This window comes from Arsenicibacter sp. R0_47 (assembly GCF_057652235.1).
Genome location: NZ_JBYFCJ010000017.1, coordinates 73573 through 95481, shown reverse-complemented (window position 1 = coordinate 95481; position 21909 = coordinate 73573). Strand labels below are relative to the sequence as shown.

General features: G+C 54.7%; 16 protein-coding genes. 7 read left to right on the top strand and 9 right to left on the bottom strand.

Annotation, left to right across the window (positions count from 1 at the left end; genetic code table 11):
- Nucleotides 1-2 precede the first annotated feature (2 nt).
- The 4 genes from AC23NW_RS23575 to AC23NW_RS23560 all read right to left on the bottom strand — a co-directional run bounded on the left by AC23NW_RS23575 (nt 3) and on the right by AC23NW_RS23560 (nt 7420).
- The gene (locus AC23NW_RS23575; RefSeq protein WP_487452521.1) at nt 3-2801 is read right to left on the bottom strand and encodes a hybrid sensor histidine kinase/response regulator transcription factor; all 2799 of its coding nucleotides are present in this window, start codon (nt 2799-2801) and stop codon (nt 3-5) included.
- A 240-nt stretch (nt 2802-3041) separates the two neighbouring features.
- Complete coding sequence (locus AC23NW_RS23570) at nt 3042-5441, bottom strand: FtsX-like permease family protein (protein WP_487452520.1); 2400 nt, start codon at nt 5439-5441, stop codon at nt 3042-3044.
- Between the two features lie 9 nt (nt 5442-5450).
- Entirely contained in the window at nt 5451-6128 is a 678-nt protein-coding gene (locus tag AC23NW_RS23565) for an ABC transporter ATP-binding protein (RefSeq protein ID WP_293836594.1), read from the bottom strand.
- Nucleotides 6129-6172: 44 nt separating this feature from the next.
- A complete protein-coding gene (locus tag AC23NW_RS23560) occupies nt 6173-7420 on the bottom strand; it encodes an efflux RND transporter periplasmic adaptor subunit (RefSeq protein WP_293836596.1) in 1248 nt (415 codons plus the stop codon).
- A gap of 450 nt (nt 7421-7870) precedes the next feature.
- On the opposite strand from AC23NW_RS23560, the gene AC23NW_RS23555 reads away from it, so the two are divergent.
- Both AC23NW_RS23555 and AC23NW_RS23550 read left to right on the top strand, forming a co-directional pair.
- On the top strand, nt 7871-9250 hold the full coding sequence (locus tag AC23NW_RS23555; protein ID WP_487452518.1) for a sigma-54-dependent transcriptional regulator: 1380 nt from the start codon (nt 7871-7873) through the stop codon (nt 9248-9250).
- Between the two features lie 27 nt (nt 9251-9277).
- Entirely contained in the window at nt 9278-10654 is a 1377-nt protein-coding gene (locus AC23NW_RS23550) for a sensor histidine kinase (RefSeq protein WP_487452517.1), read from the top strand.
- Between the two features lie 127 nt (nt 10655-10781).
- Here AC23NW_RS23550 and AC23NW_RS23545 read toward each other — a convergent pair whose 3' ends face one another.
- The 5 genes from AC23NW_RS23545 to AC23NW_RS23525 form a co-directional block, all read right to left on the bottom strand.
- Nucleotides 10782-13013, bottom strand: coding sequence for a xanthine dehydrogenase family protein molybdopterin-binding subunit (locus AC23NW_RS23545; RefSeq protein ID WP_487452516.1), 2232 nt, complete (start codon nt 13011-13013; stop codon nt 10782-10784).
- On the bottom strand, nt 13010-14053 hold the full coding sequence (locus AC23NW_RS23540; protein WP_487452515.1) for an FAD binding domain-containing protein: 1044 nt from the start codon (nt 14051-14053) through the stop codon (nt 13010-13012). Before AC23NW_RS23540 ends, AC23NW_RS23545 begins: the two co-directional genes overlap by 4 nt.
- Before the next feature lie 3 nt (nt 14054-14056).
- The gene (locus AC23NW_RS23535) at nt 14057-14602 is read right to left on the bottom strand and encodes a (2Fe-2S)-binding protein (protein ID WP_293836606.1); all 546 of its coding nucleotides are present in this window, start codon (nt 14600-14602) and stop codon (nt 14057-14059) included.
- 96 nt (nt 14603-14698) lie between these two features.
- A complete protein-coding gene (locus AC23NW_RS23530; protein WP_487452513.1) occupies nt 14699-15157 on the bottom strand; it encodes a DinB family protein in 459 nt (152 codons plus the stop codon).
- A 102-nt stretch (nt 15158-15259) separates the two neighbouring features.
- Nucleotides 15260-18235, bottom strand: a complete 2976-nt coding sequence (locus AC23NW_RS23525; RefSeq protein WP_487452512.1) for a serine hydrolase domain-containing protein — start codon at nt 18233-18235, stop codon at nt 15260-15262.
- A 227-nt stretch (nt 18236-18462) separates the two neighbouring features.
- Here AC23NW_RS23525 and AC23NW_RS23520 point away from each other — a divergent pair, with 227 nt between their 5' ends.
- The 5 genes from AC23NW_RS23520 to AC23NW_RS23500 are packed head-to-tail and all read left to right on the top strand — an operon-like array spanning nt 18463 to nt 21875.
- Nucleotides 18463-19017 carry a Rieske 2Fe-2S domain-containing protein gene (locus AC23NW_RS23520; RefSeq protein WP_487452510.1) on the top strand — a complete coding sequence of 185 codons (555 nt, stop codon included), beginning with the start codon at nt 18463-18465 and terminating at the stop codon, nt 19015-19017.
- 23 nt (nt 19018-19040) lie between these two features.
- Nucleotides 19041-19481: a thioredoxin family protein gene (locus AC23NW_RS23515; RefSeq protein WP_293836612.1), complete on the top strand. Its 441-nt coding sequence runs from the start codon at nt 19041-19043 to the stop codon at nt 19479-19481.
- Nucleotides 19456-20415, top strand: coding sequence for an FAD:protein FMN transferase (locus AC23NW_RS23510; protein WP_487452509.1), 960 nt, complete (start codon nt 19456-19458; stop codon nt 20413-20415). The genes AC23NW_RS23515 and AC23NW_RS23510 overlap by 26 nt, the downstream gene beginning before the upstream one ends.
- An 11-nt stretch (nt 20416-20426) precedes the next feature.
- Nucleotides 20427-20651 (top strand): DUF4266 domain-containing protein, encoded by a 225-nt coding sequence (locus AC23NW_RS23505; protein WP_293836616.1) that lies wholly within the window; start codon nt 20427-20429, stop codon nt 20649-20651.
- Nucleotides 20652-20663: 12 nt separating this feature from the next.
- Nucleotides 20664-21875 carry a DUF3570 domain-containing protein gene (locus tag AC23NW_RS23500; RefSeq protein ID WP_487452508.1) on the top strand — a complete coding sequence of 404 codons (1212 nt, stop codon included), beginning with the start codon at nt 20664-20666 and terminating at the stop codon, nt 21873-21875.
- The last annotated feature ends 34 nt before the right edge of the window (nt 21876-21909 follow it).

Below are 21909 nucleotides of genomic sequence, written 5' to 3'. Positions count from 1 at the left end.
TTTTACGATTGCCCGGCCGGCGACTTACGGTAGTCGGAGGGCGTCCGGCCGGTTTGTTGTTTAAAAAAGGTTGTAAAGTTGGCCGGTGAGCTGAATCCTGTCTCATAGGCAACTTCGGCGACGGTTTTGGTGCTTTCGGTCAGGAGCATTTTCGCCTTCCGCAGCTTGATTTCGGTAATGTATTCATTCACATTTTTCTGTAGCAAGCCCTGCACTCTGCGGTAGAGCTGCACCCGAGAAATGCCCATTTCCCGGCTAAGCCGCTCTACGCCAAAACCCGGGTCGGCCATGTTCTGTTCGATCAGGAGCGTAAGTTCGTGCAAAAACTTCTTTTCCTGCCGGTTTTCGGCTTTGGTCAGGTAGTCGGTAGTATAGCGTTGCTGCCACTTCTCGCGGTTAGTTAACGTGGTACGGATGGTTTCACGCAGGAACGTGAGCACAAACGGTTTGGTGATATACGCATCGGCACCGGCGCGGGTACCCGCAATCTGCGCGTCGATCTGCCCTTTAGCCGTCAGCAGAATCACGGGAATCGTCGAGGTGCGGAAGTCTTTTTTGATGTGCCTCGTAAACGTGAGGCCGTCGGTGCCGGGTAGCATAACATCGCTGATAATCAGGTCAGGTACGGCGTCGATGGCCCGTTGCCAGCCTGCTTCGGCCGTGCTTTCGGCAATGATCTCAAACTCGCCGCCAAGTTGCTGTGTCAGGTAGTCCCGCAGTTCGGTATTATCTTCAACCACCAGAATGGTACAGGTTTTCCCTTGTGTATCCGGATCGGCCGGATCCGGATCGGGCAGAATCGCTTCAACCGGTGCCGCCTGTCGCGACAGGAATGCAGGTCCTTTGGCATCAACTATTTCCGACGGGTCGAGGTGGCTGTTGCCCAGCGGCAGCCGGATCGTAAAGGTTGTACCCCGTCCTTTTTCTGACACCACACTAAGCTCCCCCTGATGCAGGTTGATAAACTCCCGCGACAGCGCCAGCCCGAGACCGTTGCCGAGGTTAAACCGGCGGGTGTTGGTGTAGAAGAGGTCAAAGGCCTTTTCCTGTTCTTCGGCCGTCATGCCTTCCCCGTTATCCTGCACCTGAATCCGGAGCGTCGTATCGCGCACATCCAGCAGTACATGGATCAGCCCGCCTCTGGACGTGTAGGTAAAGGCGTTCGACAGCAGGTTAAACAGCACCTTATCGAGTTTTTCGGGATCAAACCACAGGGGCGTGGCCGGTGTTTCGGTAATAAACTGCAGGTCGATGCGGTGGCGTTCGGCTTTATGTTTAAAGTCGTTGACGATGTCGCGGACAAAGCTTACCACATTTTGCTCTGAGGCCCGCAGCACCAGCTTACCGCTGTCGGTTTTGCGCAGATCCAGCATCTGGTTAACGAGCCGCAGCAGCCGGTGGGCGTTTTTCTGCACCAGCGACAGGTTGTTTTTCAGCTCCGCCGTGCCGACTGTCTTTTTCGACAGCATGTCTTCGGTCGGGGTCAGAATCAGGCTCAGGGGCGTATTGAATTCATGGGATATGTAGGCGTAAAAGCGCAGTTTTTCTTCGGTTGCCAGTCTGGCCTGCTGCGAAACCAGGTCGATTTTATCCCGCTGCTCGCTGATTTCGACGTTTTGTCGTGCCAGAATCTGGTAGGCCCGTTGTTTGGACCGGACCAGATAGAGCGCCCAGGCGCCCAGCAGGATAGCCCCGATCAGGCTGGCCAGCATAATCGACAGGGTATTTCGCTGAGTGGAATAGGTGCGGGTCAGTTCCGCAATGCGCTGGCTCTGCCGTTCGATGTCGCGTTGCTGCGTCAGCAGCTTGTCGCTCTGGGTTTTCAGCGCCTTTACGTTGCTGGCATCGACCTGCACCGAGTTCAGTATGGTTTCGCGCTGCACGGATTTACCTTCCAGGATGCGGATGGCTGTTTCAATGGCCTCTTCGCCGCCGGTCGGATACAGGAAAGTTGCCTTCAGAATGCCGTCGGTGACGAGCTGCATACCACCGGTCGGGCCCGGCAACGCGTCGATACCGACAAATTTCAGGCGGTTGGTCAGTCCGTTGCGCTGGCATACGTCATACATGCCCAGCGCCATGACATCGTTGTGGGCAAAGACAATATCGGCCGACCGGAACGCAGTTAGCTGCCGTTGGGCCAGCAGGCGGGCCGAATCCTTTTCCCAGTGACCGTCGAAGGTGACTATGGTATGGATGCCCGGAAACTGCTTCATCACCTCCCCGAACCCCTGCTGGCGGTCCCGGGCGGGCGATGAGCCGGTGAGGCCGGTCACCTCGATGATGCTGCCTTTTCCCTTCAGATAATTACTGATGAACCGCGCCGCCAGCCGGCCGATTTCAACGTTATCGCCGCCGATAAAGGCATTATACGATTCAGAGTTGATACGGCGGTCAATAACAATCACCGGAATCCCCTGCCTGAATACCTCGTCAATTGCTTTCGTGATGGGGGCACTTTCGTTGGGCGAAACAATCAGCAAATCAATGTTTTGTCGGGAAAGACGTTGTATCTGGGCGATTTGCCGGTCAGTGCTGTTGTTGGCATCTTCGTAGAGGAGCGTGCAGTTCGGGTGGAAGGACAGGGCCCGCTTCATGTCGGACAGCATCGTCTGCCGCCACAAATCACCGCCCGTGCACTGTGAAAAGGCAATGCGGTAGACCGGTCCTGTTTCGCTGGTGGTGCAACCTGCCAGTAAGCTGGTGAGCACCAGCCCCACAACCCTGAGCCATACCGGCAAAAGCCCGGTACCAGACGGCTTTCCCTGCCTGGTTACACGCGAAACGAAAGGTATAGACATGTAGCGCTCTGCAAAAAAAAAGCCCGCCAATCCGGTTTTTCCCTGGCGAGCCACTAACTGGCAATAAAGCAAACAAAATCCATCCAAAATTACAAATGTACGGGCGACCCCACGTGGTCGCCCATCATTTAAAGCGATTGCCTATCAATAAAGCAGCGATTGCCCATCATTAAAGCGATGGGCGACCACGTGGGGTCGCCCGTACATGCATGGCAGAGGTGATTGCCCGTTGATGAGCGCTTATTCCGAGCGTAGCGACCGGACCGGATTCATCCAGGCGGCCTTCAGACTCTGGAAGCTAACGGTCAGGAACGCAATGCCGATCGCCAGCAGGGCAGTGAGGGCAAAGACCCACCATTCGACCGAGACTTTATAGGCAAATTCGTCGAGCCAGGTGTTCATGGCGTACCACGCTAACGGAGATGCGATCAGGATGGCAATCAATACGAGTTTCAGGAAGTCTTTTGATAGCAGGAAAATCAGGCCCGGCACCGAAGCGCCCAGCACTTTCCGGATACCGATTTCCTTGGTGCGCTGCGCCGTGGTAAAGGCAGAGAGGCCGAACAACCCGAGGCAGGCCAGCAGGATTGACAGAACGGTAAACACCGTAAAAATCTGACCGGTACGGGTTTCGTTGTTGTAGAGCTTATTAAACTCTTCGTCCATAAACTGGTACTCAAACGGATAGTTCGGGGCAAGTTTTTTCCAGGTCGCTTCCACTTGCCGGAGCGTACCGGCAATGTCATTACCGGCCAGTTTGACCAGAATGTTGCCACCGCCGAATTCGGTAAACATGACAATCGGTGAAATTTGCCGGCGCATGGACGCAAAGTGAAAATTGGCGACCACTGCCTTGACTTCGCCCTTCCGGTTGCCGCCCATGTCAACGCGTTTACCGATGGCTTCCTGCGGCGTTTTCCAGCCAAAGTCCTTAACGGCAGCTTCGTTCAGAATAAACCGGTAGCTGTTCAGCGTATCAGCTTTCGGGTCGCCGGCGCGTGTCATGTCCTGTTCGGTCAGGTCTGTACCGGCAACGATTTGTAAACCGGTAGTCTTTACGAACCCTTCATCAACGGGCAGGCCGGTAATCATGCGGTAGGTGTTTTCGGGCATATCGGCCCGGCGCATGCCGTAACCGCCATTGACAAACGTCGGCGATTCATAGACAAACGACACATGGTCAACCCCGCTTAGTCCGGTTAGTTGTTGTTTGACGGCGGCAATCTGTCCGTTTACCTGCCGGTTGGCCGGCAGAATGAGTACATGTTCCTTGTTGTAGCCAAGGTTTTTCGCCTGAATAAACGACAACTGCCGTTTCACCACGAGTGTGCTGACAATCAGAAAGGCCGTGATGGCAAACTGGAAAACGATCAGTGACTGCCGGAACCGGCTGGCCGATTGTCCTTTTTGGTGTCCTTTGAGCACCTGAACCGGTCTGTATCGGGTCAGCACCAGCGCAGGGTAACTCCCTGCAATCAGGCTCACAAGTACCCCCAATGCCAGCAGCATCAGGAGATTCCGTGGATCCAGCCAGACCGCCGCTGAAAACTGGCGGTCGGTGAGGGTGTTGAAAAAAGGAAGCAGTAAATAGCTGAGCAGCCAGCCGATGAGCAGCGCCGTAAACGTTACCAGCAACGATTCGCCCATGAACTGACTGAAAAGCTGTTGCTGCATCGCCCCCATTACTTTCCGGACACCTACCTCCTGCGCCCGTTCAACGGCGCGGGCTGAGGCCAGGTTGATGTAGTTGACACAGGCAATGACCAGAATCAGCAGGGCAATGGAGCCGAAAATGTAAATGTAGGTTATGTTACCCGCTGGCTCAAACACGCCGGCAACGGCCGAATGCAGGTGCACTTCCGGCATGGGTTCCAGAAAATAGGTCAGGTAGTTTTTACCCGTCATCTCGGTTTCGGCCGATTTGGTGCGCATATAAGCCGGAATTTTGGCTTGCAGGCTCCGGATTGATTCCGGCGTACGCAGTAACAGGTACGACGCGTAGTTGGCCGACCACCACTGCTCGGTTTTGGCTTCTCCGAGCGAGGTAAAGGAAGCCAGTATGTCGTATTTAATCTGTGAATTCGGCGGACAGTCGGCTACCACACCCGTAACCATAAAGTCCTTGTCTAACCCGATCCGCAGGGTTTTGCCCACCGGATTCCGGTCGCCGAAGTATTTTTTTGCCGCTGATGCCGACAACACGAGCTGGTTGGGCGCTGCCAGTGCTTTGGCAGGGTCTCCCTTCAGCAGCGGAAAGGAAAAAAGGTGGAAGAACGCCGAGTCGGCATACACAAAGCGTTTCTCCCGGAAACGAATGGATTGATTCGAAACGACAGCCTGGCCGCTAAGCATCCGGACACCCGATTCGACTTCGGGAAACGACCGGCCAAAATCGGGGACGACTTTAGTACCGGTAACGCCATACTGCCCGACCTGTCCGTCCATGCTGTACTCCATCGTAACGCGGGCAATCCGGCCGGCTTTGGTATGGAAGGTATCGTAGCTGACCTCCTGCGAAATGTAGAGGAACAGCAGCAGACACGATGCCAGCCCGACGGCCAGCCCAACGATGGTGATGAGCGAGAACGATCTGTGGCGCAGCAGCGTACGGAAAGCGATGGTCAGGTAGTTCCGGATCATGTGAATGCCTTAAACGTGGAAGTTTTCTGTGACGACTTTACCATCGAACAGGTTCACGATGCGGTGCGCAAAACCGGCGTCGTAAGGCGAGTGCGTTACCATGATGATGGTCGTTCCTTCGTCGTTGAGCTGGTTAAGCAGTTTCATTACTTCTTCGCCGTTGGCTGAGTCGAGGTTACCGGTAGGTTCATCGGCCAGGATCAGTTTCGGCTTGGCGACCACGGCGCGGGCGATGGCCGTACGCTGCTGCTGACCACCCGAGAGCTGCTGCGGGAAGTGATTCCGGCGGTGCATGATGTTCATGCGGGTGAGGGTTTCTTCCACGCGGATTTTCCGTTCGTCGGCCGGCGTTTTCAGGTACAGCAAAGGCAGTTCCACGTTTTCATAAACCGTCAGTTCGTCGATAAGGTTAAAGCTCTGGAACACAAACCCGATCGAGCCTTTCCGCAGCTGGGCACGCTGGCGCTCCGACATTTTCGACACCTCGGTGCCATAGAAGTGGTATTCGCCGCCGCTCGGGTTGTCGAGCAGGCCGAGGATGTTGAGCAGCGTGGATTTACCGCAACCGGACGGGCCCATGATGGCCACGAACTCGCCGTCCTGTACATCCATTGAAATGCCGTTGAGGGCTGTGGTTTCCACCTCTTCCGTAGCGAAAAGCTTTTGTAGGTTTACTGTTTTGATCATGGTTTCTGGTTCTTTTCTTATATGCCTATGTGGTAATCAACTTCTTAAAACTCAAGTACCTCATTGTTGCCGAAGTTCTCGTAGCTGCTGGTAATCACCTGCTCGCCGGGCTGAAGACCTTCCAGTACTTCATAGAACTCAGGGTTTTTGCGGCCCAGTGTGATGTTACGCTTCACGGCGCGTTTGCCCGAATTGTCCAGGACATACACCCAGTTCCCGCCCGTGTCGGAGAAGAAACCGCCGACCGGCAGCAGGGTTGCCTTGGCTGCTTTACCCAATTCCAGCTGCAGCGGTGAGGACTGACCGCGTTTGATGCCGGCCGGTGTGCCTGAGGCAAAGATCATGTCTACTTCGAACCGTCCGTTTTTCACTTCCGGATACACGCGGGAAATTTCCAGTTCGTTTTTCTTGCCGTTGAACTCAAACGATCCTTTCAGGCCCACAAAGATGCGGCTAATGTAGTGCTCGTCGATGCCGACGCGCATTTTGAAACCATCCATGTCGTCGATCTGACCGATGTTCTGGCCCTGGTTGATGTTGGAACCAACTTCTACGTCAACACTCGACAGCTGACCCGATACCGGTGCTTTTACCACGAGGTTTTCCAGCGTCTGCTGCCACAGGGCTACGTTGCGTTGGGTGCGGCCCAGCGTACCTTCCAGCTGTTTGATCTGGAGATTGGCGTTTTCTTCCTGGTATTTCTGAGATTCAACCTCAATTTTCCGTTGCTCAACCAGCCGGTCATAGGCCCGTTTCGCTTTCAGGTATTCTTCTTCCGACACCACTTTGTCTTTAAACATGCGGAGCTGGCGGTCATAGGTATCTTTGGCCTGATCGAGCTGGTAGTCCAGTTCGGCCAGTGACTTGCGGAGGGCAAAACGTTCTACCCGTAAGCGCTGCCGCGTATTCTGGAGGTCATTGACCAGTCGGTTGGCCTCCGTTTCTGATTGCAGGAAGTTCAGTTTCAGGTTCTGGTTTTCGAGGCGCAGAATGATGTCGCCTTTCTTAACCATGCTGCCGCCTTCAACCATTTTCTGGGTCACATACCCGCCGACGATGGCATCGAGCCGGATGGTTTTCAGCGGTTGTACGACGCCCGTTACGGCAATAAAATCTTCGAATGGCCCCGTAGAGACCGTTGAAACGGTGAGTTTATCGCGTTCGACGTTCAGCTTCGAACGGTAATCGGCAAACAGGAAAGTATAGGCCAGCAAGCCGGAGATAACGGCGGCTCCGGCTGCAATCGCAATGCGCTGGTTTGTCCAGAATCGTTTAGGTAATACGCGGTCCATGTGCTTAAAGATTGTAAGAGATGAAGAGCGGTGGCGCCTTTTACAGCTCTAACGTATTAAAAATCGTTGAACAGTAATAGCCAAGGAACGTGCCAGAATGGTAATGCGGCTGATGGTCAGTATGTTAGCCCGAAAGCGTGCCAACGCCATGTCCGATTACGGACAAAACCCGTCCAGTGGCGGACAAAAGGACCCGGAGTCGTAAAATAGCGCTGTTCGTGCAGACACGGACATTTAAGAGGCCGCATCCTAATTATCAGCGTGTTGGCTCACAGGAAACCGCCTTGCGCTCTCTAACCGCTCTGAAAGTAAGTACCTGCGGAATCATTTTTGCTGATTATCTTTAGCGTCGCCAGCCTGTCCGGAGTCATAAACCGGACACGTACGGCCTTCTGAACAATAATGAATCCCATAGGCTATCCTCCGGCGGGGAGGCGATAACACAACCACATGAGCAAACTTCTCATCATTGACGACGATCCCGATGTATTAATGGCTGCGCGGCTGTTGCTTAAACGCCATTTCGGTCATGTTGATATTGAAAAAAATCCGGAACGCATTCCTTTTCTGATTAATAACGGGCAGTACGATGTTATTCTGCTCGACATGAACTTTGAGCGGGACGTGAGCAGCGGCCGTGAAGGGTTTCTCTGGCTCGACCGGATTCTGGACATCGACCCGATGGCTACCGTGATCCTGATTACGGCCTACGGTGATGTCGAAATGGCTGTCCGGGCCATCAAGCTGGGGGCAACCGATTTTGTGCTGAAACCCTGGGAAAATACAAAGCTGCTGGCGACCATCGAAGCGGCCCTGGCCAAGAGTGCCAAAGCCGCCGAAGCGTCGGGACGGCCAAAGGCGGGAGGCGATGCGGCAAAGAAAGGAGCCGTGAAAAGCGCTGCTCCGGCCGGAACCATACTGATTGGCAGCAGCCCGGCCATGCGGCAGGTCTTTGCTACGATTGATCAGGTGGCCGGTACTGATGCCAACGTGCTGATTCTGGGCGAAAACGGGACCGGTAAAGATGTGATTGCCCGCGAAATTCACCGGCGTTCGCACCGGGCCGATAAGCCGTTTGTCAGCGTCGACATCGGCGCCCTGAGCGAATCGCTGTTTGAAAGTGAACTGTTCGGCCACGTAAAAGGCGCCTTTACTGATGCCCGTGATGACCGCGCAGGCCGTTTTGAAGAGGCCCATACCGGTACGATTTTCCTGGACGAAATCGGCAATATTTCCCTGCCGCAACAGGCCCGTTTGTTGACCATTCTGCAACAGCGTAACGTCACGCGGGTCGGTTCCAATAAACCCAAAGCGGTGGATGTGCGGTTAATCTGTGCGACTAACTCGGATGTCTACGGGCGGGTTGCCGACCGGTCGTTCCGGCAGGATTTACTGTACCGGATCAATACGATTGAGTTGCGGTTGCCACCGTTGCGGGAGCGGGTTGAGGACATCGTTCCGCTGGCCGAGCACTTTATGAAGCAGTACCGGCAGCAGTATAACCGGCGGATTATGGGGCTGAGTCCGGCGCTGGTGCGTCAGATGCAACAGTATGCATGGCCGGGCAACGTGCGGGAGTTGCAGCATGCCGTAGAGCGGGCCGTGATTCTGGCGCAGGGCACCGAGCTGGAACCGGCAAACTTTTCCCTGGTCCAGTCGCCGCTGCAACCGACTACGACGGCCGCTGAGTCGCTGCACATCGAAGACATGGAGAAGCAGATGATTCAGCACGCGATGCAGAAATACCAGGGCAATATTACAGACGTGTCCCGTGAGCTAGGCCTGTCGCGTCAGGCGCTGTACCGGCGGCTGGAAAAGTATGGATTGTAAGGCGGCTATTTTTTTAAACTCGTTCGGATGAATCGTTTTTCCATTGGTATTTCCTGGCGGATTGCCCTGATTGTGTTGTCGGCGTGGGCCGTCGGGTACCTGTGGCTGGACCGGCAGCAACCGTTTCTGACCCTGCCGCTTTTTATCGCCCTGATCTCGACCTATGTCAGTCTGTACCGGTACGTGACGGGTATGAACCGCAAGCTGACCCGGTTTCTGGAATCGGTACAATACTCTGATTTCGCCGTTTCGTTCAAGGCTGACGATAAGCTGGGGGAGAGCTTCCAGGCCCTGAACCAGCAGTTTAATGAAGTACTCGAAGCCTTCCGGCAGGCGCGGGCCGAAAATGAAGCGAACCTGCACTACCTCAACACCATTGTTCAGCACGTAAGCGTCGGCCTGCTGACGTTCGATGCGGCCGGTAAGGTAGAACTGGTCAATCCGGCGGCGTTGCGGCTGCTGGAGGTGTACCGGCTGCGGCAACTCTCTGACCTGCAACAGGCCCATCCGCAGCTGCTGAACATTCTGCACTCCACCGAAACGTCGGCGCCGGTCATGTACCAGATGGTCAACGGGTCGGAGGTATCGGTGCGGTGCGCCAATGTACGGCTGCGCGGCCGGCTGGTCACGGTGGTGTCGCTGCAAAACATCCGGACCGAGCTGCAGCGGCGCGAACTGGACGCGTGGCAAAACCTGACGAAGGTGCTGCGTCACGAAATCATGAACTCACTGACGCCGGTGGTCTCGCTGACGGGCACCATGCGCGACATTCTCGACAACGACCTGGCCCCGCACGTACAGGCGATGGAAGCCGTTAACGGAGAAACGGAGGATACCGGCGGCTACAAGGTAAGCGATGCGGTTTCGGATCTCGGGGATGCCCTGATTACGATCGAAAACCGGGGCCGGAACCTGATGCGGTTTGTGGAGGCCTACCGGCATTTCACGACCATTCCGCAGCCGCAGTTTGCCGATGTGCAGGTGGTGGACGTGTTCCGCCATATCGGTCAGCTGGTCCAGGCAGATATTCAGCCGAAAGGGGTAAAACTGACCATTACCCCGCCGTCGGCCAATATGGTGGTCCGTGCGGATGCCGGGCAGATTGAGATGGTCCTGATTAACCTGTTGCGGAATGCGGTCGAGAGTCTGGATAACCGGCCAAACCCTCAGATTGAAGTAAATGCCGTCATGGAGGGGCCGCGTATTCACCTGAATGTACGCGACAATGGCCCGGGCATTGAACCCGAAGCGCTGGAGCAGATTTTTATTCCGTTTTATACGACTAAAAAGACCGGCAGCGGCATTGGCCTGAGCCTGTCGCGCCAGATTATGCAGCTGCATGGCGGCCAGCTTACCGTCGAATCCAAACCCGGTGACGGTAGTTTATTTACCCTTATCTTCTGAGACTATGATTGGAATGATTGAATGATGACTATGATTAAAAGATAATAATGATACAAATCGTTTTAATCATAGTCATCACTCAATCACATGAATCATAGTCATCATTCAATCACATGAATCATAGTCGTCATAGTATTTTGTCCAGCGTAATCGGCAGTTCGCGGATGCGTTTGCCGGTGGCGTGGAAGACGGCGTTTGCGATGGCGGCCGGCATACCAACGATCCCGATTTCGCCCAGCCCCTTCACCCCGAGCGGATTGACGATTTCGTCGTGCTCTTCGACAAAAATCACGTCCAGATCGTGAATATCGGCGTTGACCGGCACGTGGTACTCGGCCAGGCTGTGGTTCATAAACCGGCCAATGCTGTGATCCATTACCGATTCTTCTTCCAGTGCCTTGCTGATACCCCACACCATGCCACCGATGATTTGTGACCGTGCCGTTTTCGGGTTCAGAATTTTTCCCCCCGCAATGGCACTGACTGCCCGCGTTACGCGGATCGTCCCTAAATCCTCGTCCACCATCACTTCCACAAACACCGCCGAATGCGCTGCCCGTGCGTAATTCTTCTGCTTCATCATCGCAGGGAGTGACGTTGACTTCTGCCACACCGCCGCCCCGCCGTTCTGGTCAACGGCCTGTTGCAGCGAGACCGCCGCCGCCGGGTTTTGTTTCAGCCGGATGTGCTTGTCCGCAAATTCAACGTCTTCCCACTTCGCTTTGGCCAGGGGCGAACCCGGAACTTTCTGCGCCAGCTTAAACAGTTTTTTGCCCAGCTCTTCGCACACGACCTTAACCGCCGAACCTACCGTAGCTGCTGTCCATGAACCGCCTTCAATCGGAGCGAGTGGCATGTCGCTGTCGCCGAGTTTGAACATGACATCTTTGAATGGCATACCCAGTGTGTCGGCCGCAATCTGCGTCATGATGGTGTAGGTACCGGTGCCGATGTCAGCCGTGGCCGACGTAACCCGCAGCTTGCCGTTGACGGTCAGTACCGCTTCGGCGCGGGCCGGCATCTGATTGGCATCCCACATGCCGGTGCTCATGCCCCAGCCGATGAGGTTGCGGCCGTCGCGCATCGACCCTGGTTGTGGATTTCGCTTCGCCCAGCCAAACCGCTCGGCTCCCTGCCGGAAACACTCACGCAACTCTTTACTGGAGAAGGGTTTATCTTCGGCCATATTGCGGTCCGAATAATTGATGAGCCGGAGTTCAAGCGGATCAATACCCAGTTCATACGCCATTTCATCAATCGCCGTTTCGATGGCCGGTACGCCCGTGACGCCGCCCGGCGCACGCATGTCGAGGGGCGTAAAGACATCGAGTGGTACAATCTTGTAGTCAAGCGTTACGTTCTCTGCCGGATAAATCATCGGCGACCAGGTCGGGACAATCTCCGTGTAGTCTTCAAACTGCGAGGTTTCACCGACCGCATCGTGGTAAATCGCGTTGATTTTCCCAGTACTGTCGGCACCGAGGGCAATGTTCTGGATCGTGGCCGGGCGGTGCCCGAACGTAAACATCTGCTGACGGGTGAGCGTAACCCGTACCGACCGCTTCAGCTCGCGGGCGGCCATGACTGCCAGAAACAGCTGATACTGTGGCCGCAGTCCCGAGCCGAAGGCACCACCGACAAAGGGTGAAATCACCCGTACATCGCTGAACGACATATTAAACGCCTGTGTGACATACAACTGGCTGTTCTGAGCGCCCTGCGTTTTGTCGTAGATCGTCAGCTTATCATCTTTTTCATAAACCACCGTACTCGCAAACATCTCCATCGGATTGTGGTGTTCCGGCGAATGGCTGTAACGGCCTTCTACTTTCGCGGATGAAGCAGCATATACCTCATCAAAATTCCCGCGCGGCTTTGGCGGTGGCGGCTTCAGCAGGCTGGCCAGCCCTGATTTAGGCTTACTGGCCCGATGCAGGTTGGTGTCGAGGTTGGTTTCGTGGGGCGCTTCCCGGTAATCGACCCGGATCAGCGACGCCGCATAGCGTGCCAGTTCAAATGTTTCGGCAACTACCAGCGCAATCGGCTGACCGCTGTAACTGATTTTATTGTCGCGCAACGGCCGGAAAGGCGAACCCGGCGGAGCATCCTGATCCTTATAACTCATGTCGAGCCACGCGATTTTCGGGCGGTTTTCGTGGGTTATAACCGACAAAACGCCGGGCAGGCTCAGGGCTTCGCTGGTATCGATATGCGTAATCCGGCCTTTGGTAATGGTACTTGATACCACGTAGCCATAAGCCAGATCGGGCGCATCGAACTCGGCGGCATATTTTGCCTTACCGGTCACCTTCGCCACGCCATCGACACGGCTGAGGGGTTTTCCAATGTAGTTGCTCATAAAATGTCTTCCTGGTTATAGGCGTCATCCGCCTGTGTCGAACCTGCATAAGCCAGCTCCAGCGCCCGGACAATGGCCCGTTTGGCCAGCTCAATCTTGAACGTGTTGTTGCAGTAGCCCTGCGCACCGTCCAGCAACTGCTCAGCAACCTGCCGGAAGAGCGTTTCACCGGCGGTTTTACCGGTCAGGAGCGCTTCTGCCGCCGGATTCCGCCACGGTTTATGGGCCACACCACCCAACGCAATGCGGGCTTCTGCAATCTGACCACCTTCATCAAGACGCAGCGCCACCGCCACCGAAACCAGCGCAAAGGCATAGGACGCCCGGTCGCGGAGTTTCAGATAGGTATAATGGGTGTTGAAGTGTTCCTGCGGCAGGTCAATGGCCGTCACCAGTTCGTCGGGTTCGATGGTGTTATCCCGTTGGGGTTCGTCACCGGGCAGGCGGTGAAAATCAGCAATCGGTACCGTCCGTTCGCCGTTCGGCCCCGACACGCGGACTACGGCATTGAGGGCCCGGAGCGCCACGCACATGTCCGACGGGTGGGTAGCAATGCACTGCGGCGTATCACCCGATGAGGCCGTGCCCAGAATGGCATGGATGCGGTTGTAGCCGGTTAGTGCCCCGCACCCTGAGCCGGGCTCCCGCTTATTGCAGGGCGTTGCGGTATCGTAAAAATAATAGCAGCGGGTCCGCTGAAAGAGGTTACCGCCGTTGGTCGCCATGTTCCGGAGTTGCGGAGAGGCGCCGGCCAGAATCGCCATCGACAGCAGCGGATAGTTTTTTTGGACCAGCTCGTGGTATGCCGTATCTGCATTGGTAACCAGTGCGCCCAGACGCAGACCACCTTCCGGCAGTTCGTCAATAAAGCCCGGCGGCAGGTGGTTAATGTCGATCAGGTGGTGCGGATGTTCAACATTTTCCTTCATCAGGTCGAGCAGATTGGTGCCGCCGGCGATGAATTTTGCCTGTTTCTGTGCTGAAATTTCGCTGACCGCAGCGTTTACGTTGTCGGGGCGGCTGTAGGAGAAGCTGTTCATGGGCTATGCGTTTTTAGGGGTTTGCTGCATGACCTCCTGAATCGCATCCGTGATGTGCGGATAGGCACCGCACCGGCAGATGTTGCCGCTCATGAGTTCCTGTATATCGGATCTGGATTTCGCATGGCCTTCGTTCATCAGCCCGACCGCCGAGCAGATTTGTCCCGGTGTGCAGTAACCGCACTGGTAGGCATCGTGTTCGATAAAGGCGCGCTGCATCGGGTGCAGGTTTTCCGGATTGGCCGGATCGCCGGTGGCCAGGCCTTCAATCGTCTGAATGTCGTCGCCCTCTTTCATGACGGCCAGCGTCAGGCACGAGTTAATGCGTTTGCCGTTGACGAGCACCGTACAGGCACCACACTGGCCATGATCGCATCCTTTTTTTGTGCCGGTCAGGTGCGCATACTCGCGCAGGGCATCCAGCAGCGATGTCCAGGGCGCCAGCTGAAGCTGATGCGGCGTCCCGTTGATCGTCAGCGTGACGGGTTGTGTGGGAACCAGTCGGGGTGCCGGACGTGTAACCGGTTGTTTGGGAAGTGTCGTTTGCATAAAAGTCCACTGTTTTTGTAGGTAAAGACAAAACAGCGGACTTCCGGAGATGTTTTTAAATGTTATTCTGGTGGTAAGTATTGTCTCTGAACAGGACTATACTTCTCGTTTCCAGACGATGTAATCGGTGGCGGGCACGTCATCGCGGACGGTTTTCAGTAGTTGAATTACCTGCCCGCGGTGGTAAGCCGAGTGGTTGCCAAGGTGCAGCAGAATATCCTGCATGGTATTCTGAAACGGGCCGTCGCCTTGCAGATTCCGGTACGAAACGACGGTAATCAGCTCTTCGTTGGTCAGGTTAACCAGCCAGTTTGTATAATTCGTATAGTATTTTTCGGCCAGGTGCCGCAACGATGTAACGGGCGTCTGCGGCCACGATACACCCGGTTCGGGGTTGTTTGTCATGCGGTTAAACCAGACATCCTGCGCGCCCAGAATATGGGCCATGAGCGTTAGCGCTTTTTCCGGCGGATTTCCGGTTGTTTCCAGTACCCCGATCACCCGCTGATTGGCCCAGTACTCATAGGCCATCAGATTCAGAATTACGTTTTTCATATTTTTTTTTGATGCCGGATGTTCTGGATACTAGATATTAGAGAACCATCCAGAACTATCAGAATCATCCAGAACCATCAGTACTAAAAAACTCCCATCTGCTTAAATTCCCCGCTTAATACCCTGATACAACGCTTCAACCACATTAGTGCGCACGTTCAGCTCACTGATTTTGTTGTTGTTACGGGTTGGATAGACGCGGTTCGACAGAAATACATAGCTGATGCCGTAATCAGGGTCAATCCAGGTGAATGTACCCGTAAAGCCCGAGTGACCGTAGCTCGACGGACTGGCCGAACGCGGTGCATTGCCGCTGAATTTAAACGTCGGTTTATCAAAACCCAGGCCACGGCGGCTGCCCTGCTCAGGGAACTGGTAACGCGTAAACTGCGTCACTACATCGGCGCTCAGGAACTGTTCGCCGCCGTAATTACCCTTCCGGCGATACATTTCAACCAGTTTCATCAGGTCATTTGCCGATCCGAACAAACCGGCATGGCCCGATAAACCGTCCAGCATGGCGGCACCCTCATCGTGTACGCGCCCCCAGATCAGCGACTTGCGGAACAGAGAATCGTATTCGGTTGGTACAATGCGGTCGAGGGCGTAGAACCGGCGCGGATTGAAGGTCAGCGTCGTGGCACCCAGCGGACGGTAGAACGTATCTTTAATAAAGTCTTCGAAGTCAACACCGGTCTGGCGCTTCACGATTTTCGGGTAGAGGTAGAACGACAAATCGCTGTAGATATATTCTTTTTTAGCGTTCAGCGGCGAGTCCCGGATTTCGTCGTAAATGTGCTCAGGATATCTGCGGTATTCATACAGACTGTCGGTAACGGCAATCGGATAGCGGCGGCTTTTTTCGTCGTCCAGGGTCTTAGGCTTAAACGTACCGTCGGGGTTAACGGTTTCGCGCCAGAACGGAATCCATGCCTTTAACCGCGCCTGATGCGTCAGCACATCCCGCCAGACAATATCTGCCTTGTTCGATTTGGCATAACCAGGCATGTAGTCGGCCATCGTGGCGTCAACGTTGAATTTGCCCATATCAACCAGCTTCATCAGCGCCGGTGTCGATGTGCTGATCTTGGTTACCGAGGCCATGTCAAACAGGTCGTCGAGGCGGACAGGCCGCGGGGCTACGCCGTAGGTGTTATCGTACGTAATAGAGCCATAGGCTTTCCGCAGGATCACTTTGCCGTCTTTAGCCATCTGCACTACGCAGCCCGGCATGGCTTTCTGCTGAAGGGCATAGTTTACAATCGAGTCAACGCGGGCGGTCAGGTAGGCCGACGAAATGCCGACTTCTTCCGGAATGGTGTATTTCAACCGGCCAAGCGACGGCGTCGGAATGCTTTGTCCGTAGGTAAACTGCTTGTTGACTGTCACCGGCAAATGACCAACCGCGCCGAATGCCCCGAAAATCAGCTGTGCCGACAATTCTTCGGTGAAGTTCGTCAGCTGGTACGACATCACAACGGCCCGTGCCTGTTCGATGCCCGGCAGTTTATCCAGCACATACGGGTTTCCGAAAACCGTCATTACGGCTTTACCGGTAGCTGCCAGTTCGGCAACAAGGGCGGCCGTTTTGAGCTGCATGCCGTAGCGCGCACCCGGACGGATATTGTTCAGGTGAACACCGACCAGCAGGAGGTTGTAGTTTTTCAGCTGCTCACGAATGCGCGTCAGCGTCGTGTCGGCCATGCCGCTGGTGATGTTAAAGTGATCGACCTGCGTGTAGTTGCCGAGCATCTGCTGGAAGGCAGTCGGGGTGGCGGCTTCGAGCGAAACCGATGCAATTCTCAGCGTATCGAGTTGCTGAAGCGGTAGCAGGTTACCGTCGTTTTTCAGAATTGTAATGCTGTTTTCAGTCAGCTGGCGGTTGACCAGTTCCGAAAACGGCTGGTTCAGGTCGCGGACCAGGTTGTCGAGCACGACCGGCTTATACTGGCTCAGACCGGCATAGGCTTTGGCCAGCAGCATTTTCCGGCAACGCGTGTCGATTGACTCCTGAGTGATGCGGCCTTCAGCAATGGCTTTTTTGACCTCAGCAATGGCCAGCGGCACGTTTTCGGTGAACTCCAGCACATCCATACCAGCTTCCAGTCCATAGCGGTCGGCCTGACCAGACGGGAAGTACTTCGTCAGCCCCTTCATGTTCATGGCGTCCGAAAAGACGAGGCCCTGGAAGCCAAGCTCATTTTTGAGCAGGTTGGTAATGATATTGGGTGACAGGGTCGACGGGCGGTTCGGCGTAGGATCGAGGGCCGGAACGCTCAGGTGCGCGACCATCACGCCCGAAGCACCGGCGTTGATCAGCTCGCGGAAGGGATACAGCTCCAGCGTATCGAGCTGCTGGCGGGTTTTATTGATCAGCGGCAGGTCGTAATGCGAGTCCGTGCCCGTATCACCGTGACCCGGGAAGTGTTTAAGACTGGTCAGCAAGCCTTCCGACTGCATCCCGCGCATGTATTGCAGGGCCTTGCGGGCCACTTCGTATTTATTTTCCCCGAACGACCGGAAATTGATCACCGGATTATTCGGATTGTTGTTAACATCGGCTACCGGTGCAAAATTCACGTGGATACCCATCCGGCGGCATTGGCGGGCCATGTCGGCCCCCATCTGGTAGATGAGGTTTTCGCGGTTGGCCGGAAGCGCACCGAGGGTCATCTGATACGGATACCGGACGGTACTGTCCAGACGCATGGCCAGACCCCATTCGCCATCAATGGCGATCAGGAGCGGCACCTGCGACATGGCCTGGAGGCGGTTGTTCAGTTTGGCCTGCCGGACCGGACCGCCCTGAAAGAACACCACACCGCCGACTTTATAGTCGTGGACCAGCATTGTCAGCGAGTCTTCATAGCTGCGGCTGCGGTTGGAATAACCGGCCACCATGATGAGCTGGGCAATGCGTTCGTCGGGGGTAAGGGCGTTAAAAACAGAGTCAACCCAGCGGAGGGCTTTATCGTTCGGAATTGTACGCAGAAAGGAAGGGGTAACCTGGGCGTTAAGTACGGTTGTTGAGACGGTTAGCAGGCAGACAGCCAGCCAGCGTTGGAAGCGTAGGGTCATACAATTAGACATAGAGAATCCCAAAGTTAATGAAATCGGCCAATTCTGCTAATCAACACTTATTATGTGTCAGGTATACATGACAGGCCACGGTGAAAATAACCACAACTAACGTAAAAAAAAGTTAAAAGGCCGTGCAACGTCGGGTGTCTATATTTCGTAATAATAGACAGATGCAGATCGCAGCTAACCATCGTACTTACTGATCTAATCTGTCTTATTGAATCATGGAACAAATGACGCGTGTAGAGTTTCTGAAATCGATGGGCTTTAAAGGGGCAGCCCTGATGGCTTTATTAACATCGTGTGTGCGGGAGGAGGATACCTATGTGGATGCTATTACCATAGGCGGGACAACAACACCAACGTCAACCTCAACATCGTCGTCGACAACGTCGGCACCCGTCTCATCGTCAACGTCCTCGTCAACAACCTCAACGCCGTCGACAACGACTGGCGGGGTTGACCCGACGACGATTACGAATTACAAACTGAAGATTGACCTGACAGCCTCATCGAGTGCTAACCTCAAAAAAGTGGGTGGCTACATTGTGTCGGGCGGTATTGTGGTAGCACAGTCGAGCGCAGGGGTGTATGTAGCGGCTACGCAGACCTGTACGCACGAACCGAAAAAACAGGTGGTCTACAGCAGCGGCGAGTTTTACTGCACGGCGCATGGTGCGCGCTTTTCGGTGACCGGCCAGGGGCTGAACAGCCTCGGCTCAAGAGGCCTGACGGTCTACAAAACAGCGTCTAACGGTTCTATTGTTGTTGTCTATTAATCTGAAAACCAACGTAACTCCACATGAAAATGCTGACTATTTTGCTGACTACGTTCCTGCTGAGCGTATCGGCTGACTGGGGTCTTGATTTTGACAAAGCGAAGAGCGAAGCGTCGCAAGGGCACAAATACATTCTGCTGAACTTTTCAGGTTCAGACTGGTGCGCACCCTGTATCAAACTGAAAAAAGACATTTTTGAAGCCGATGCCTTTAAAGCTTACGCGGCTGACCACCTGGTCTTGGTGCGGGCTGATTTTCCCCGTTCTAAAAAAAATCAGCCTGATAAAGCCCAAATGGCTCGTAATGAAGCACTGGCTGAGACGTATAATACCCAGGGTAAGTTTCCGCTGACCTTACTGCTGGATGCTAACGGGAAAGTAGTAAAGGTTTGGGATGGCTACGTTAATGAAACGCCGGACGCATTTGTAAAGGAACTGGATGGAGCTACCCACCCTGCAAACTGATCCGTCCGGCCTGATTCATCAGAAAGTCCTGCGGCTGATGGGTAACCGGTTCGAAATCAGTGTGGTGGCTGCCGATAGTCAGTGGGCTGAAAAGCAGATTGATGCGGCCATCGGTGAGATCAGACGCATTGAGGCACTGCTGACAACCTTCAGTGAGGAGAGTCAGACAGCACTGGTTAACCGGCAGGCGGGTATCGCACCCGTACGGGTAGACCGGGAAGTGTTCGGGCTGATCCAGCGGTCGCTCCGGCTGTCAGCGCTGACGCAGGGTGCTTTCGACATCACCTATGGCTCCATCGACAAACGCCTCTGGAACTTCGACACGCAGCTGACGGAATTGCCTGATCCGGCAACTGCCCGCAAGCTCGTCCGGCTGATTAATTACCGCAACGTGATCCTGAACGAAGCGGAGCAATCGGTTCTTCTGCGGGAATCCGGTATGCGCATCGGCTTCGGGGGAATCGGGAAAGGGTATGCCGCCGAAATGGCCCGGCAACTGCTGCGATCAGCGGGCGTGGCCAGCGGCGTGGTCAACGCCGCCGGTGACCTGACGACCTGGGGCATGCAGCCCGACGGCAAACCCTGGACCATCGGTATTGCCAATCCGAATGCCCGCAACGAAGCGTTCTCGTACATGAACATCAGTGATCTCGCGGTAGCCACGTCGGGAAACTATGAGAAATATGCCCTCATCAACGGAAAGCGCTATTCGCATACCATTGATCCGAAAACCGGTTTGCCCGTGACGGGCATCAAAAGCGTAACCATTATTTGTCCGAATGCCGAAATTGCGGATGCGATGGCAACACCGGTGATGGTGATGGGCGTTCGGGCGGGCCTGAACCTGATTAACCAGATTCGCGGGCTGGCCTGTGTGATTGTCGATGATCAGGATCGTGTCTATACATCGGCCAACATAACTATTGATTCGTAACGAACTCCCCTATGAATTATTCAAAAAAAGCAGCGGCCTTTGCCGGTCTGGGATTATTGTTTAGTCTGGCGTCGTGCGTGCCGGTTAAAGAATACCAGAAAAACCGCATCAACGACTCAGAAATGGAACTGGCCGGCCGCAAGTCGGAAAAGTTCGAAACAAACTTCTACCTGTACCGCGAGGGCGCGGCAGGGGCCAATGGTGGCAAGAGTGGCGGAGGTTGTGGTTGTAACTAAGCAAAGCAGCAGATGAAAAAACTCACCGTAACCGTTGGCTTATTGCTTAGCCTGTTTACTGCCCGCGGGCAGGGCCAGCAGCCGGCACAGAATACGTCCTATACATCCAGAAAACTGAAACTGGAAGAAATTAACCTTGTCTCAAGCTATTATGAGCAGGATGGCAACCGCTCAGCCGTAACGGGCGGGATTGGTACCGAAAAACTGACCGATTATGCCAACTCGCTCGAAGTCAGGCTGTCGTTCCGGGATAAGCGCAACCGCCTGCATACTATCAATGCCGACGGAACAATTGATTATTACACGTCTGCTTCGTCGGATAATATTGACCCGCGGACTATTTCGTCGGCCTCCATGTCGGATATTCACCGGTATGGGACGCTGTCGTGGAGTGTGAAGGATGAAGTGACCAACAGTACAGCCGGTGTCAGCGGCTATTTCTCAAAAGAGTATGATTACGTTTCCCGCGGTATTACATTCAGCATGGCACAAGGCTCGCGGGATAATAACCGGGAAGTGAGCCTGAAAGCCGGTGCTTTTTTTGATACCTGGTCGGCTATTTTACCGGCCGAGCTCCGGTCGGTAACCTATGGCTCGGGATCCAGAAATGACTTTGCACCAATTGCCTACAAACCGAGAAATTCTTACAATGCGTCACTTTCGGTATCGCAGGTGATCAATAAGCGGTTGCAGATGCTGGTTACCGTTGAACCGTCGTTTCAGGAGGGCTTACTGAGTACGCCATATCACCGGGTCTATTTTACGGATGGTTCGGAGCGGGTGGAAAAGCTGCCCGGTAACCGGATGAAGCTGCCGATCGGGATGCGGGCCAGTTACTTTCTCGGTGATAAAACGATCCTGCGCTTTTTCTACCGCTATTACGTAGACAGCTGGGGAATGACGGCTCATACCGCCAGTCTTGAGGTGCCGATTAAGTTTACCTCGTTTATTTCACTCAGTCCGTTCTACCGGTTTAATACCCAGACGGCGGTCCGGTATTTTGCGCCCTATGCCAAACACCTGGCCACGAGCCAGTACTACACCAGCGACTATGACGTTTCCGGGTTCGACAGTCATTTTGTCGGTACCGGCCTGCGGCTGGCTCCTCCGGGCGGTGTGCTGGGGATCAAACACCTGAACGCTATTGAACTTCGCTACGGTCACTATTACCGCACCACAACCATGGTGTCGAATATCGTGACGTTGCTTATGAAGATAAAATGAGTGAAAGAACGAGAGAGTGAAAGAGCGATCCGCC

Excerpts from the sequence above, each read along its gene's own strand:
- AC23NW_RS23575 (WP_487452521.1), bottom strand. The coding sequence starts at position 2,801 with ATGTCTATACCTTTCGTTTCGCGTGTAACCAGGCAGGGAAAGCCGTCT.
- AC23NW_RS23570 (WP_487452520.1), bottom strand. The coding sequence starts at position 5,441 with ATGATCCGGAACTACCTGACCATCGCTTTCCGTACGCTGCTGCGCCAC.
- AC23NW_RS23565 (WP_293836594.1), bottom strand. The coding sequence starts at position 6,128 with ATGATCAAAACAGTAAACCTACAAAAGCTTTTCGCTACGGAAGAGGTG.
- AC23NW_RS23560 (WP_293836596.1), bottom strand. The coding sequence starts at position 7,420 with ATGGACCGCGTATTACCTAAACGATTCTGGACAAACCAGCGCATTGCG.
- AC23NW_RS23555 (WP_487452518.1), top strand. The coding sequence starts at position 7,871 with ATGAGCAAACTTCTCATCATTGACGACGATCCCGATGTATTAATGGCT.
- AC23NW_RS23550 (WP_487452517.1), top strand. The coding sequence starts at position 9,278 with ATGAATCGTTTTTCCATTGGTATTTCCTGGCGGATTGCCCTGATTGTG.
- AC23NW_RS23545 (WP_487452516.1), bottom strand. The coding sequence starts at position 13,013 with ATGAGCAACTACATTGGAAAACCCCTCAGCCGTGTCGATGGCGTGGCG.
- AC23NW_RS23540 (WP_487452515.1), bottom strand. The coding sequence starts at position 14,053 with ATGAACAGCTTCTCCTACAGCCGCCCCGACAACGTAAACGCTGCGGTC.
- AC23NW_RS23535 (WP_293836606.1), bottom strand. The coding sequence starts at position 14,602 with ATGCAAACGACACTTCCCAAACAACCGGTTACACGTCCGGCACCCCGA.
- AC23NW_RS23530 (WP_487452513.1), bottom strand. The coding sequence starts at position 15,157 with ATGAAAAACGTAATTCTGAATCTGATGGCCTATGAGTACTGGGCCAAT.
- AC23NW_RS23525 (WP_487452512.1), bottom strand. The coding sequence starts at position 18,235 with ATGACCCTACGCTTCCAACGCTGGCTGGCTGTCTGCCTGCTAACCGTC.
- AC23NW_RS23520 (WP_487452510.1), top strand. The coding sequence starts at position 18,463 with ATGGAACAAATGACGCGTGTAGAGTTTCTGAAATCGATGGGCTTTAAA.
- AC23NW_RS23515 (WP_293836612.1), top strand. The coding sequence starts at position 19,041 with ATGAAAATGCTGACTATTTTGCTGACTACGTTCCTGCTGAGCGTATCG.
- AC23NW_RS23510 (WP_487452509.1), top strand. The coding sequence starts at position 19,456 with ATGGAGCTACCCACCCTGCAAACTGATCCGTCCGGCCTGATTCATCAG.
- AC23NW_RS23505 (WP_293836616.1), top strand. The coding sequence starts at position 20,427 with ATGAATTATTCAAAAAAAGCAGCGGCCTTTGCCGGTCTGGGATTATTG.
- AC23NW_RS23500 (WP_487452508.1), top strand. The coding sequence starts at position 20,664 with ATGAAAAAACTCACCGTAACCGTTGGCTTATTGCTTAGCCTGTTTACT.